We start from the raw sequence: 13,931 nt of genomic DNA, 5'->3' as shown, positions 1-13,931 counted from the left end.
GAGCATTGTCCCTCATCGTCGTCGGCCCGCCTCCGTTTCGCCCCGCGAATGTCACAGCCGTGTCGCAATCCGCGCCGCCGAGGACCCCGCGCATACAACTCTTCCCTAACGGGAGGGTAGAGTTCGGCCGGTTCGCGCGGTGGACCCGCGCGCCGCAGCTCATTCACCGCAGCCGGGGCACATCGCCGCGTGATGCGACCGATGCACGAAGGATCCGATCGATGACAGTCCACACGCGCACGGCGCGGTTCGTCCGGGACAGCGACGTCGTGGCCGCGCTGCGCAGTCCGAAGCGCCTCAAGACCGAGACGCTCGCGGGTCTCGTGGTGGCGCTGGCGTTGATCCCGGAGGCGATCTCCTTCTCGATCATCGCCGGCGTCGATCCGCGCGTCGGGCTGTTCGCCTCGTTCACCATGGCGGTCACGATCGCGGTCGTCGGCGGCAGGCCCGCGATGATCTCGGCCGCCACCGGCGCGGTCGCGCTGGTCGTCGCCCCCATCGCGCGCGAGCACGGCCTGGACTACCTACTCGCGACCGTGATCCTCGCCGGACTCCTCCAGATCGTACTCAGCGCCCTCGGCGTCGCGAAGCTGATGCGGTTCATCCCGCGATCGGTGATGGTCGGATTCGTCAACGCCCTCGCCATCCTGATCTTCCTCGCCCAGGTGCCGCACATGACCGGCGTGCCGTGGCTCGTGTACCCGATGATCGCCGCCGGCCTGCTCATCATGATCGGCCTGCCGCGGCTCACCACCGCTGTGCCGGCGCCGCTGGTGGCGATCGTCCTCCTGACCGGGGTCACGATGGTCGCCGGCCTCGCCGTCCCGAACGTCGGCGACGAGGGCGAGCTGCCGAGCACCCTTCCGCAGTGGCTGATCCCCGATGTCCCGTACGACCTGGACACGCTGCGGCTGATCGCGCCGTACGCCCTCGCGGTGGCCCTCGTCGGCCTGCTCGAATCGCTCATGACCGCCAAGCTCGTCGACGACATCACCGACACCCACTCCGACAAGACCCGCGAGGGCTGGGGGCAGGGCGTGGCGAACGTGGTGACCGGATTCTTCGGCGGCATGGGCGGCTGCGCGATGATCGGCCAGACGATGATCAACGTCAAGAGCTCCGGCGCCCGGACGCGGATCTCGACCTTCCTCGCCGGGTTGTTCCTCCTGATCCTCGTCGTCGGCCTCGGGGACCTCGTCGCGCGGATCCCGATGGCCGCGCTGGTGGCGGTGATGATCATGGTCGCGGTCGGCACCTTCGACTGGCACAGCATCGCCCCGGCGACCCTGCGCCGCATGCCGCGCAGCGAGACCGCGGTCATGGCCGTCACCGTCGCGATCACCGTCGCCACCCACAACCTGGCGTACGGCGTCGTCGGCGGCGTCATCGTCGCGACCCTCCTGCTCGTCCGGCGGGTCGCGCACTTCACCGAGGTCGTTCCCACTGAGTCGGCCACCTCGGGCACGCGCACCTACCGCGTGCAGGGCGAGCTCTTCTTCGCCTCCAGCAACGATCTGGTGCACCAGTTCGACTACGTGAACGACCCGCGGCACGTGATCGTCGACCTGTCCGCGGCGCACGTGTGGGACGCGTCGACCGTCGCGGCACTCGATGCGATCGAGACCAAGTACCGCGGCAAGGGCAAGACGGTCGAGTTCGTCGGGCTCGACGCGGCGTCCGCGGAGCGGCACGGTCGTCTCAGCGGGCACCTCGGCGGCCACGACTAGGCTCACGCCATGGCAGACGCACCGGCGACCGGCCGCCTCCTGCAGATCGGACAGGTCGCGGAGGCCACGGGGCTGTCCCTCAAGACGATCCGGCACTACGACGAGGTCGGCCTGGTCACGCCATCCGAGCGGAGCCCCGGCGGGTTCCGCCTCTACACCTCCTCCGACGTCGAGCGCCTGCTCGTGATCCGACGCATGAAGCCGCTCGGCTTCACCCTCGAACAGATGCGGGATCTGCTCGCGGCGCTGGACACGCTCGCCGACGACGCGGCGGCGGACGAGGTGCGCGCCGACGCCGCGGTCTTCGTCGACCAGTGCTCCGATGCCGCGCAGCAACGCTGCGCCGAGCTCCGGACGCAGCTCGCGATCGCGGAGGAGTTCGCGAGCACCCTTGCCGGGATCGCCCGCCGGCCCGGACGATCGGGAACGGCGGAACGCGCGACGCCGCGGGGGTGAGGTCCGCGGCGCCGCGCCGGCGTGTCGCTAGGCGTGGGTGAGAGTGTCCGCCTCCACGACCGCCGAGTCCGTCACGCGCAGCACCCGGCCGGACGCGATGTCGAAGAACAGGCCGATGACTTCGACCCGCCCCGCGGCGACCGCGGCCCGCACCAGCGGGTGCTCGGCCACCGCCGCCACCTGCATCGCGACGTTGACCAGCGAGAGCTGGTCGGCCGCCCCGAAGCCCAGATCCGCCGCCGCCCCGCGCACGGGGTGGCCGGTCCGGAAGGCCTCGGTCGACGGTGCCGCGTGCTCGATCCAGCGCCGGATCGTCGGAGGAACGACCGGGGATTCGAGCGCGACGCCCATCGCCCCGCACGCGGAGTGCCCGCAGACGATGATCTGCCGGACCGCGAGCTGGTCGACGGCGTAGGCGAGCGAGGCCTCGATCGACGGGTCCGTGCCCGCGGGCGGGACCAGGTTGCCCACGTTGCGGACGGTGAACAGGTCGCCCGGGCCGCTGCCGGTGATGACGTTCGGCACGACCCGCGAATCGGCGCAGGTGAGGAACAGCGCCTCCGGCTTCTGGCCGCCGCTGAGTTGGTCGAAGTCGTCGCTGAGCAGGGCGGCGTGCCGCCGGTGGTAGCGGGCGATCCCGTCGGCGAGGCCGCCGCGGGCGTGCGCGCGCCAGGGCAGCAGGCCGCGCTCGGCCGGGCGTTCCGTGGTCCGACGGGGCGTGACCGTCGCGGCCGCGTCGAGAGCCGCACCGCCCAGGTCGTCGACGGTGACGGTCCCGCCTGCGGCCCGGTAGCGCCGCGACCACTCCTGGATCTCCTCCGCCGCCGCGTGGTCGAGGAAGTCGACGGTGAGCTCGATCGCGACGTCCTGCCCGGGCGGGACGGTGGCGAGCACCCGCGTCAGGCGCGGCAGGGAGAAGAAGGACAGCGTCCCGTCGACGGTGACGTGCCAGCGGCCGGCACCGTCGACCACGGCCTCGATATGGGCCCGCGCGACTCGCCACAGGACGAGGACCAGCGCGACGACGAGTCCGGCGAGCACGCCCTCGAGCAGGTTGAGGAACAGGACGCCGCCGATGGTGACGGCGTAGACGAGCAGGTCGCCCGTGCGGCGGGCGGTGCGGATGTGGGCGATCTTCACCAGCTGGACGCCGATCACGATGAGCAGGCCGGCGAGGGCGGAGGTGGGGATCTTCTCGACGAGGCCGGAGAGCGCGACGGAGAAGAAGAGTAGCCACACGCCGTGCAGGACCGCGGACCAGCGGGTGCGGGCCCCGGCGGCGACGTTGGTCGCGCTGCGCACGATGACGCCGGTGACGGGGAGGCCGCCGAGCAGCCCGGAGACGGTGTTGGCGGCGCCCTGGCCGACGAGCTCGCGGTCGAGGTTCGTCTTGGCGCCGTCGTGCATGCGGTCGGTGGCCACGGCGGAGAGCAGCGACTCGACGCTGGCGATGAGCGCGACGGTGAGGACGCCGAGGGCGACGGCGCCCCAGTTCCCGGTGGGCATGGCGGGCAGGCCGATCGCGTCGATGATGGAGCCGTTCAGGCGGATCCGCTCGACGTTCATCGGGACGACGAGGGAGAGCACCGTCGCGGCCGTCACCGCGACAAGGGCGCCGGGGACCCGGCGCCACTTCGCGGGCAGCTTCGGCCAGAGCACCATCACCGCGATCACGACGAGGCCGACGGCGAGGTCGGGCCAGTGCAGGGCGCCGATCCGCGAGGGCAGCTCCGTGAGGTTCTGCAGCACCGAGCTGCGCGAGGAGCCGCCGAGCAGGACGTGGGCCTGCTGGATCACGATCGTCACGCCGATGCCGGCGAGCATGGCGTGCACCACGACCGGCGAGATCGCCAGCGCCGCACGGGCGATCCGGCTCAGGCCCAGTCCGATCTGCACGAGGCCCGCGGCGACGGTGATCGCGGTGGTCACCTTCCACCCGAAGGTCGCGATGAGTTCGGCGACGACCACCGTCAGGCCCGCGGCCGGGCCGCTGACGAGCAGCGGCGAGCCGCCCATCAGGCCGCCGACGATGCCGCCGACGACGCCCGCGATGAGGCCCGCCATGAGCGGCGCACCCGACGCCAGCGCGATGCCGAGGGACAGTGGCAGTGCCACGAGGAAGACGACGATCGACGACGGCCCGTCGAAACGCGCTATGTCTCTGAGTTTCTCCTGCATGGACACCACTGTGCGGGCGCGGTGTGGCCGCCCCGCCGCGATGCCGTGAAGGTTCCGTGAAGCCGACCGCCCACCTATCGGTTCTGCTCGGGGCGGGTGAGGAAGATCGGCTTGCCGAAGGTGGTGAGGGTGTCGTCGGTGGCGTCGGTGCTGATGGCGACGGTGGCGTAGGTGCGGACCTGGACGCCGCCGATGCAGTTGTCTACGGCGATACGGATGTCGCGGGTCATGGTCTGGGCGTTAGGACCGACGACGGCCTTCTTGGCGTAGGGGATGTCTTTGGTGGTGCCGGGTTTGAGGATGCCGGAGATGTTTCCGGTCTCGGTGACGGTGTCGGAGAGGGTTCCGGAGAGGCTTCCGGTTCCTGTGCCGGAGACGCTGCCTCCGCCGGAGCCGCCGTTGGAGCCGCCCTGGCCCTGTCCGGTGACGGTGCCGGATGCGGTGACGGTGGGGGTGATCGAGGCGGTGGTGGCGTTGGAGAGTGAGCCTCCGATGGTGAGGCTGTCGGCGGTGACGGCGCAGCCGACCTGGACGCCAGTAGTCAGGGTGGCGGACTTGATTCGGCTGGTGGGCTTGCGTTTCGGGTCGTTCGGGTAGGCGGCTTCGACCTTCGCTTCACCGCCGACGCTCGAGAATCCTTCGAAGCTCTGGGGCGATCGGTTGAGCGGCGGGACGGAATCGAGCTTCTCCCCGAACTTGGAGACCGTGACCTTCCAGCCGTCGCGGGTGACGAGTTCACGACTGGTGTCGGCGAACTCGCCGTCGCGGATCTGTCCGGGAACCGGGACCCGCATCCGCGGTGCCGGCGGCGGGGTGACCGCAGCCTGGGCCGCGGGCTTCGCGGGCTTCGCGGCCGCCGCGGCGGGGACCGGCTTGGGTGCCGGCGCGGGCGCGGCTCCCGCCGGTGCTGCCGTGATGGCGATAGCCGCTGCGGCGGCGCACAGACCGATCAACGTCCGCGGAAGCCGGGACGGGTGGGCGTGAGGCGCGGTCGGCATGTCGTGGACTCCCCAGGTGTAGTCAATCGGCAGTGTCACATCTGTAACAACAGCCCCAATAGCACCACAGCGGACACACGATCCGCAATCCGAGTGGGTAACAGAACGATCACAGTTGCCTGAACCTCGCAGGCCCGACCGGCATCGACGCGACAGGCGCACCGCACCTATCCGGCGAAGGTCGCATGACGAAGAACACGGGATTCGAGGCGTGGAGCGTTCTCCGCCATGGCGTTTCATCCATGATCTTCCCCGCCGCGCACACGGCGTGAGAAGACTCAGCGCTTCACGACACGAGTAGTCGATATCGAATACCTAGTACGCCGACATGGTTACTATCCGCTACGGTCAGATTCGGGCGGACGACGACAATCCCCCAGTAGTGCCGTGATGTCGTAAGCGTAGCGAAAGGGTGACCCATGTCCGCGGACGAGGCCCGACAACTTCCCGTGCAGCAACCAGCGGCGCCTGCGGCCGCTGCGCCCACTTCCGCCTCGGCTGCACGGCCTGCTGCCAGTGACGCTGAGCCGGAAGGGAAGTCGCCTGACCAGGAGCTCCGCACCCTGGCGCGCAAGGCTGCCGGGCTACTTGTCGGGTTGGTGATGTTGATCGGCTGCGGGTTCGCCGTCTCCCACCTGAACGCGTGGGGTGAGCGGTTCACGATACCGCTGGTGTTCGTGATCTTCGTGCTCGTCATGATGCTCGCCAGCAACCTCGTCGTCGGTGGCGCGAGCGCGGTGTGGAACGCCGCCCGCAGTGGCTCCCGCTCATGACTCCTGCCCCTGCGCGACCCGATCAGACCGGCGATGACGCCGCGGTCTTCGCCTCGGCGTTGCGCCGGTTGTTCGCCCTGGCAGGCTCGCCGACGGTACGGGCCGTTGCTGAGGCCGTCGGGGTCAGCGCAGCGACGGTGTCGAACTGGCGCACCGGACGACACCTACCGGCTGAGTTCGAGACCATCGAACCGATGCTGGTGTGGCTGACTGCCCGCGCCGCCACCAACCTCGACGTCATCCGGGACGACGTGGTGACGGTGCGGCAGTGGCAGCACCTGTTCACCACGGCCACCGGCCGCGACCCCGCAATGCCCGTGCTCACCCAGATCGCGACCGCCGCCGAGCAGTGGGCGACCGACGCCGACACCACGGAACCGGCGCGTCTGGAAGACGCTAGGCGTCTCCTTCTGAGCTGCATCGCGGTCTCGTCGACCGGCGACCTCGCACTTCGCACACCCGACGTGCCCGCCGCAGCGGGGCGCGTTGCCGCCGAGCTCGTCGAAGTCGGCCTCCTGGGTCTGACACCCGACCCCAGCAACGACAACCAAGACCTCGTCCGACTGACGGACCTGCGGCTGACCGAGACCTGGCCGCGCCTGTCGACCTGGATACGGCAGGCCCGACCCGTGCTCATCGCACGGAGCGCGCTCGAGCAGGACGCCCACCGCTGGGACACTGCCGGCCGACCTCGCGCCTGGCTCTACGACCACGTCCGCCTGACTCTGACCGCCGACGCCCTCATCTCCCTCGCACCCGCGACCGGCGACCCCGCCGCAGCGCCCGGAGCGCCGTTCCGGTTCGGTGCGGCGACCATCGCGCACACCCCACCCGGTGCGGTCACCGAGTTCTGGACCGCCTCCCAGGCCGCGTCCCTGCACACGCTGCGCGTGCACCAGACGATCGCCGCTCTCGTCATCGCCCTCATCGCGCTAACCCTCGCCCTCGGCCTCGCCCTCGGCGCCGTCACCGCCTAGGCCGCCGATGCGCACCCGACGAACAGCCCGCATCCGGCCTGACTGCGAGTCAGTCGCGGCGGCCTCACAACCACCCAACCGCGGGCGATTTGCGTTGTTCAGCAGGCCGTTGAACACGCCGCGAACCGGGTTGCCGTGTTTAGTCGCCCCACTAAACACCACTAAACAGATCAGCCCTGGCCTCCAGAATCGCTTGTTCAGCACCTCAAGGCGGTTGACAAGCCCGAATCGTGTGGAAGCTTGGCATCCATCACCCGGCACTTCGCCGAATCTCCGATCCAATTCCCTGCACTTTGGAGTGTCCTGATGCCCACACCCACCCCGCGGCGGCAACCGCAGCCCGCGCCGCTACCGTCCGGCAGTCCACGCCACTCACGCGCCGTGACGCCCGCGCGGCCGGATGACAGCGGCGGCACATCCGGAACAGCGTCAAGCTCCAGGGCACCGTCGCAGACGGTGCGGCAGCAGCGCCTGCAGGGCGCATTCCTCACCATCATCGGCCTCGCCGGCCTCATCGGCGGCGTGATGTTCTCCATCGAAGCACCCCGATTCACCCCCGTACCGGTGGTGTTCCTGACCTTCTGGCTCGTCATGGTCATCGTCGGCAAGATCCTCTTCGCCGGCCTCGGCAAGCTCCGCGACACCGGTGTCGGCGCCCCGGCGCCCACGCAGGTCCGTGCCGCCGCTGCGGTCGCCGGGATCGTCGTCGCTGTCGGGATGATGGGCTTCGCCGCCACCACCGCAGGCACCGGCACAGCGATCGCAGCGCCGTGCCCCGGCGGAGGACCCGCCACCTGCGGCCCGACCGGACCCGAGCTGACCTTCACCCCACCCCCAGCCCAGACCGGCACGCCGGGTGGGCAGCAAGGCGGCCAACAGGGCGGGCAGGACAACAACGGCATCGCCACCTCCCCCGCGGGCAGTGGCGGGGACAACGGCCCCGGCATCCAAGCACAGACCCCCCAGTTCGGCACCCCCGGGCAGCAGGCCCCGAACATCCCCGGCAACGAACAACCCGGCCAAGGCAGCGGCCAACAGCCGCAGGGCAACGGGCAGCAGAACCAGAACCCGGCCGTGCAGACCACCGCACCGGGCGGGCCGCAGCAGACCGGACAGCAGCAGCCAGGCCAGCAGACCCAGTCAGGGCAGCCCAGCAGCCCCACCGTCACCGTGACCAAGACCGAATCGCAGTGCGCAGTCCCCGGCGCCGGCAACGGCGCGGGCGCACCCGCCGGCCCTGGTGGCGGCGGCGCGAGCAACAACGGCGGCGGCACCGGGCCCGGCACCGGTGACGGCGAGCAGAAGGACGGCGCTCCGTCGTGGGCGTACCTCGTCGGCGAAGTGTCGGCGTTGATGACGGGGCGCCGCGGCCGCAAGGCTGGTCCGCTCAACTCGGACGGGTCCACCCCGACGAACGACACGATTCCTGGTGACCTCATCGAGGGTGAGAACTACAAGCAATGGACCACTCCCGACGGTGACCGCACGTTCATTCTCAGCGAGAACGAGAACGCTCCGTCGAAGTACCGGTTCAACCTCGACCAGCCCGAAGGCGGTTCCTCCAAGGTCAACGACGACGGCTCCGTCAGCGTCTTCGACCGAGACGGTAACCAGGTCAAACGCTTCGAAGCGCCCTGGGCTTACGACACCAAGACCGGGGAGAAGATCCCCACCCGCTACAGCGTCGACGGCAATGACCTCGTACAGACCATCGACCGCCCCGAAGGCAACACCAACCCGATCCTCGCCGACCCCGACGAAACCAACGTCGGCATCGTCAACACCACCGGCCGCCAGGACGGCGACTCGTGGACCGAGACCCGCCCCAACGGCGAAACCCTGACCCACACAATCGTCCCCGGCAGCGGCGGACAGTCCGTCGATACCCGCGCAACCCGCCCCGACGGAAGCTTCAGCGACATACGCACTGTCAGCGACGGACAAGGCGGATGGCAATCCTGGTCCGACAACAACGACGGCAGCAGCAGTTACGCCGGCCAACAAGGCGCAGGCGGGGACCACTACTCCCAGCGCTACGACGGCTCACCTCTCGACGGCCAGGCGCCACGAGTGACCTCCACCGGCAACGCCGACAACTCCCAAGGAACTATCACCGGCACTAACAACGACGGCACGCAATCAACCGGTGACTACAATCGCGTTGGCGACGGCGAGTATCAACTGACCACGAAGAATCCTGACGGAACCACAAGTTCAGTTCGGTCCGTTACTGACGAGGCAACCGGTGACATCACCACCGCCGTCGCCGACGAGGACGGCGTGAAGGTCGCCGACAGCACCGGCAAGGTCACTGAAGTCGACGTCAGCGATCCAAACGCGATCGATCCGGTAAACCGAGGCAACGCCATCGCTGGTGCTATCAGCAGTCTCGACAAGGCCTTAAACGGAACGCGCCCTAGCAATACGCTCCTACCTGGCGTAGGCAAGACACACCTTCCCCCGTGGGCAGCGCGCATCTCACCTGCATCACGACTCTCGACGCTCGGCATGGGCCAGGCTGACCTGCTCCAGCGGCCGAGCAAACACTCCATTCAGGCAGTGGAGAGCACACTCGCCCGGCGTGGCGCAGCACTCGGGAAATTTGGCAGCAAACTGCCGGGCATCGGAGCGGCATTCACCGCCCTGGGCGCGGCCAACGATATTCGCGGCGGAAAGGATGCGACGCAAGCGGTTGTCGGCGCCGGATCCTCGTTCGCAGGCGGTTGGGCTGGTGCCGCTGCAGGCGCGTCGATCGGCGCAGCTGGTGGCCCGATCGGCATGGCGATCGGCGGTCTTATCGGAGGTGCCATCGGCAGCGGCCTCGGACAGGCCGCCGGTGAGGGTATCGTCAAGGGATTTAAGTCACTCTTCGGATGAACGTGGGTTGATAGGCATGACGTACAAATCGATCGCATACATAGCGGCCGCATCGATATTTCTGCTACAAGTCGTAGGCGCTTCAATTCTGCTGACTGGGCCGCGCATAATAGGATCAACACAGAGGCTGTACACACTTGCCGCGATATTGATCGTCGTACCTCTGGGAGTGGTTGTTGCGTACTGCGTTGCAGCCCCTCCGGAAAGTGTTCAAGAAAAGATCATTCTCGCCTCAGGATTCGTCGCAACCTCCGCCTGGTTCATAGGACGCCAGGTTGCGGCATCAAGTGCACGCTTCCAATCCGAACCGGCAGGCGACGGAGACAGTGGACAGCAATAGGAGGCCGTCTTGTCGGTAGCAAACGCGAGCAGTCTTCCGTTTAGCCAGAACGGTCTGATGTGGATCGGCGTCGTAACAGGTGGAATTATTCTACCGATGCTGTTTACCTCTACCAGCCGTCGGGTTGCCCGAATCGTATGTCGGACGAACTTCACGCTATTCCCTATTCTTCTACTCCTATTAATTGCCACAACGGAAGCGTCGCTTGAGACGTCGATAGCCATAAGCATACTGTGCACGATGTTCGTTCCGATCCTGTTCTGGAAATACACAAGACTTGACCGGAAGCCTCCATGGAACGACATTGACCACCTGACGCGTGTCGCACCCCCTCCCAAGCCGCGGCCTAAACAATACGACTGGTATGCGCCAGGCGTCACTCCTGAAATGCGAATGGTTCCTCGAGACTACAAGAAGTACATCGACACGTACGGTCGGGGAGAATTCTGGGACAATATCGTAATTGAGGAACCGTCGTGGGTGGCAACCAGAGGATTGTCAACTCCAGCGCACCTGGTGAGCTTTCTGCAAAGTTTGAGCGACCATCCGGTTGGCAAGTCTGTGACTCTAACTTGCTACGGAACAGGCGATCAGCAGGAGGCGTTCGGAACCAGTCAAGACACCTACCTTGGAGTCGGCTGGGCTCGAACCGGTCAGTGGATATTGTGGAGATCCAAAGGGGTTGACAAAGACGTATGGCCTGTCCTGGTGGTTGGGGAAAACGGTGTCGACTACGGAGCCAAGGGGCTTACCCACTACCTGTCCGGTCTACTTAGAGGGCACGTAAAGTCATCGGCATTCGACCGAGGTTGGATCAGCGAAATGGAATCAGTTTACGACGGCCGACCGGATGCTATATTCAAGCCTCTCTAACCTCGGTCTTTCATGAGGTGGCCGTCCCGTCCTGATCGGTTTCGGATCGGCGTTTTCGGGCCCGGTTCGGGATTGTGGGCATGGCGTTGCGACCCGGTGTTGCGTCGGGTGGCGTCGGGTTCCACTGTCCCGTGGGGTGTTTCGTGATCGTTCGGTCAAGGACGTCGAGTGGGTCATGTCGGGGCTCGTAATCGGTCCAGGCGGCTCAGTCCGACGAGGAGAACATCGGTGTCGGGGGGGCGGTCGCGGCCAGGTGCAGTCGGGTTCGGCGGGCGTAAGAGTCGGTGGCGCAGCTTCTTCGGTTCCCATCGGCGAGCATCATGACTGGTCAACGCCAGTGTTTGGGTCCAGGTGATCAGGGTCGAGGCCAGTGCGGCGATCGCGGCCCAGATGCGGTTCTGGTCGAATCGGTGCAGCGGGAGGTTCCGCAGGCCGGTGTCTTTGAGGGCGCGGATGCGGTCTTCGCAGCGGGCGCGGCGGCGGTGCCGCAGTTCGAGGCGTTTCGATCTTGCCGCGGCTGTTGGTGACGAACGCTGTGTCAGCCGCATTCCGTCCCGGTCGGTGAACGTCAGTTGGGCGCCGGGGTGGGGGCGTTCAGCACGGATGATGAGCCGTATCCCCGCAGGCCAGGAACTCAAGTCGACGAGGTCGGTGAGTTCGGTGACCCAGGCGCCGTCCCGCACGCGGCCGGTGTCGTCGTCGATCGCCGCAATCCATACCGACTCGGGGACGAGGTCGACGGCGGCGGCGAGCTTGTCGGTCAGGCCGAATCCGATCGAGTAGGACAGGTGCCGAAGGGTGAGATAGTCGAGAAACTGGTGCGTGCCGCCACCGCCATCGGCACGGATCAGGACCTTGCGGCCGACCCGATACCTGCCGACGCTGGTGACCGTGTCGGGCAGCTGCGCCAACGCCTGCTTGACGACGCTGATGTGGTCTGCGGCGGTGTTCGAGCCCGCGTTCCCGGGCCGCAACAGCACCGCCACCGGTTCTCCGGTCCCGGCCGGGCCGTGGTCGACGAACCCCATCAGTGGGTGAAACCCGAAGCCTTTCTTGAAGTTCGGTGCAGCGTCTAGTTTCTCCGAGTGGGCGGTGATGAGGGTGGCGTCGAGGTCGATGACCAACGGAATTTCGGCGGTGACCTGGTGATCGGGGGCATCCTCGCCGGCCAACGACCAGACCCGTGCCCGCGTCTGTGCGGTCGCTGATCCGATCGCTGCGAGAGCCCTATCGGCGTTAGCGGCCAACGCGGTGATCAGCCGGGAGACCGTCGGATCTGAGGCCACCTGCCCCATCACCGCGGTCTGGCTGCGGAGCTGATCGAGGTCGGCCAGGCAGTCCCCGCCCGCGGCGATCGACACCGCCAGATCAACGATGATCTTCCCTGGATCGTGGACCGCGTTCGGCTTGCGCCACGGCATCAATGAGCTGCTCAGAGCCGCAGCTAGGCCGGCGGTCTCAGCCGCGCGAAGCAACAGCACCGTCCCTGCGTGCGAGACCAGATGCTGCCCGGCCGCGTCGACTGCCAGAGCTGGATACAAGGACGTAGACTGGTTCACCAGAAGGGTGCTCCTTCGAGTGAGACGAATAAGGTGTGTGGTAACCCCTATTCTTCCAGCTCAGAGCACCTTTCTTCATGCCAACACGCAGCCTTGATCAACTCGCGGTGAAAGGCCGAGGCTAACCCGGCGCAGGCAGGGTGAAGGCGAAGAGCGCGCCGCGGCCGGGACCGTCGGACTCCACCCACATGTGCCCGTCGTGGGCGGTCACGATCGCGCGGCTGATGGTGAGGCCCACGCCGCTGCCGCCGTGGTCACGATCCCGGGCGACGTCGGTGCGGTAGAAGCGCTCGAAGATCCAGGGCAGGTGCTCGGCGGCGATGCCGTCGCCGTGATCGACGACCGCGATCCGGATCCGGCGGTGCGGATGGCCGTCGGCCTCCAGCTCGACGGTCCCGCCCGGATCGCTGTGCCGCAACGCGTTCGAGAGCAGGTTCGCCAGCACCTGGTCGAGGCGCTGGCGGTCCGCACGGATCGCGCGACGAGCGCCAGCGCCGATCCGCACGTGCAGTCGGACCCCCTTGTCCGCGTACGCCCGCGCCGCCGCGGCGGCCGCGGCCTCGAGCGCCTCCGTCACGTCGACCGCGCTGGGCCGCAGGTTCAGCGCGCCCTCCTCCGCGTGCGAGACGGACAGCACGTCGTCGGTGAGCCGTGCGAGGCGCGTGGTCTGCGTGCGCAGCATGGTGAGGGTGGCGACGTCCGGCTCGACGACCCCGTCGGCGATGCCCTCCAGGTAGCCGTCGAGAACGCTGACCGGCGTGCGGATCTCGTGCGCGAGGTCGGCGAGCAGCCGACGCCGGGACTGGTCGCTGGACTCGAGCTGCACCGCCATCTCGTTGAACGCCGACACCAGCCCGTCCGCCTCCGGCCCCAGCGCGACGGGGGCGACGCGCACCCCCGAACGACCGTCGGCGACCTGCCGCGCGGCGCCCTCCAGCTTCGCCATCGTGCGACCCAGGCGACGCGCGATGAAGACGCTCGCCACGACGGAGAACGCCACCGCGGAACCGAATCCGAAGACCACGGCGACCACGTTCACCGACACGGCGCCGGTGCGCCCCAGAATCAACGGCCACACCACGAAGTCGACGACGGCGGTCATCGCGAGCGTCCCCAGCGACACGGCCATGAGCATGCCGCCCATCCGTCCGCCCATCCCGATGTCGCGCATCC

General features: G+C 67.9%; 9 protein-coding genes. 5 read left to right on the top strand and 4 right to left on the bottom strand.

Annotated features, from left to right (window positions below):
• The first annotated feature begins 221 nt into the window (after positions 1 to 221).
• The gene (locus tag WFK95_RS00450; protein ID WP_224644893.1) at positions 222 to 1,727 is read left to right on the top strand and encodes a SulP family inorganic anion transporter; all 1,506 of its coding nucleotides are present in this window, start codon (positions 222 to 224) and stop codon (positions 1,725 to 1,727) included.
• Positions 1,728 to 1,736: 9 nt separating this feature from the next.
• Positions 1,737 to 2,183 carry a MerR family transcriptional regulator gene (locus WFK95_RS00445; RefSeq protein ID WP_336669565.1) on the top strand — a complete coding sequence of 149 codons (447 nt, stop codon included), beginning with the start codon at positions 1,737 to 1,739 and terminating at the stop codon, positions 2,181 to 2,183.
• Between the two features lie 27 nt (positions 2,184 to 2,210).
• Here WFK95_RS00445 and WFK95_RS00440 read toward each other — a convergent pair whose 3' ends face one another.
• Together WFK95_RS00440 and WFK95_RS00435 are read right to left on the bottom strand one after the other, a co-directional pair.
• The gene (locus tag WFK95_RS00440; RefSeq protein WP_336669564.1) at positions 2,211 to 4,361 is read right to left on the bottom strand and encodes a bifunctional SulP family inorganic anion transporter/carbonic anhydrase; all 2,151 of its coding nucleotides are present in this window, start codon (positions 4,359 to 4,361) and stop codon (positions 2,211 to 2,213) included.
• A gap of 74 nt (positions 4,362 to 4,435) precedes the next feature.
• Positions 4,436 to 5,359, bottom strand: coding sequence for an MspA family porin (locus WFK95_RS00435; RefSeq protein ID WP_336669563.1), 924 nt, complete (start codon positions 5,357 to 5,359; stop codon positions 4,436 to 4,438).
• 419 nt (positions 5,360 to 5,778) lie between these two features.
• Between WFK95_RS00435 and WFK95_RS00430 the strand changes: the two genes are divergently transcribed.
• From WFK95_RS00430 to WFK95_RS00420, 3 genes are all read left to right on the top strand, one after another.
• Positions 5,779 to 6,132: a hypothetical protein gene (locus WFK95_RS00430; RefSeq protein ID WP_336669562.1), complete on the top strand. Its 354-nt coding sequence runs from the start codon at positions 5,779 to 5,781 to the stop codon at positions 6,130 to 6,132.
• Positions 6,129 to 7,109: an nSTAND1 domain-containing NTPase gene (locus tag WFK95_RS00425; RefSeq protein ID WP_336669561.1), complete on the top strand. Its 981-nt coding sequence runs from the start codon at positions 6,129 to 6,131 to the stop codon at positions 7,107 to 7,109. The genes WFK95_RS00430 and WFK95_RS00425 overlap by 4 nt, the downstream gene beginning before the upstream one ends.
• Before the next feature lie 456 nt (positions 7,110 to 7,565).
• On the top strand, positions 7,566 to 9,986 hold the full coding sequence (locus WFK95_RS00420) for a hypothetical protein (protein ID WP_224644887.1): 2,421 nt from the start codon (positions 7,566 to 7,568) through the stop codon (positions 9,984 to 9,986).
• 1,386 nt (positions 9,987 to 11,372) lie between these two features.
• Here the strand turns inward: WFK95_RS00420 and WFK95_RS00415 are convergent.
• On the bottom strand, positions 11,373 to 12,758 hold the full coding sequence (locus WFK95_RS00415; protein ID WP_336669560.1) for an IS1380 family transposase: 1,386 nt from the start codon (positions 12,756 to 12,758) through the stop codon (positions 11,373 to 11,375).
• A 121-nt stretch (positions 12,759 to 12,879) separates the two neighbouring features.
• Entirely contained in the window at positions 12,880 to 13,929 is a 1,050-nt protein-coding gene (locus WFK95_RS00410) for a sensor histidine kinase (protein ID WP_336669559.1), read from the bottom strand.
• Positions 13,930 to 13,931 lie beyond the last annotated feature (2 nt).

This window comes from Tsukamurella sp. USMM236 (assembly GCF_037148755.1).
GTDB lineage: Bacteria > Actinomycetota > Actinomycetes > Mycobacteriales > Mycobacteriaceae > Tsukamurella.
The sequence above is the reverse complement of the archived record's forward strand: the minus strand, read 5'-3'. Positions and strand labels throughout refer to the sequence as shown.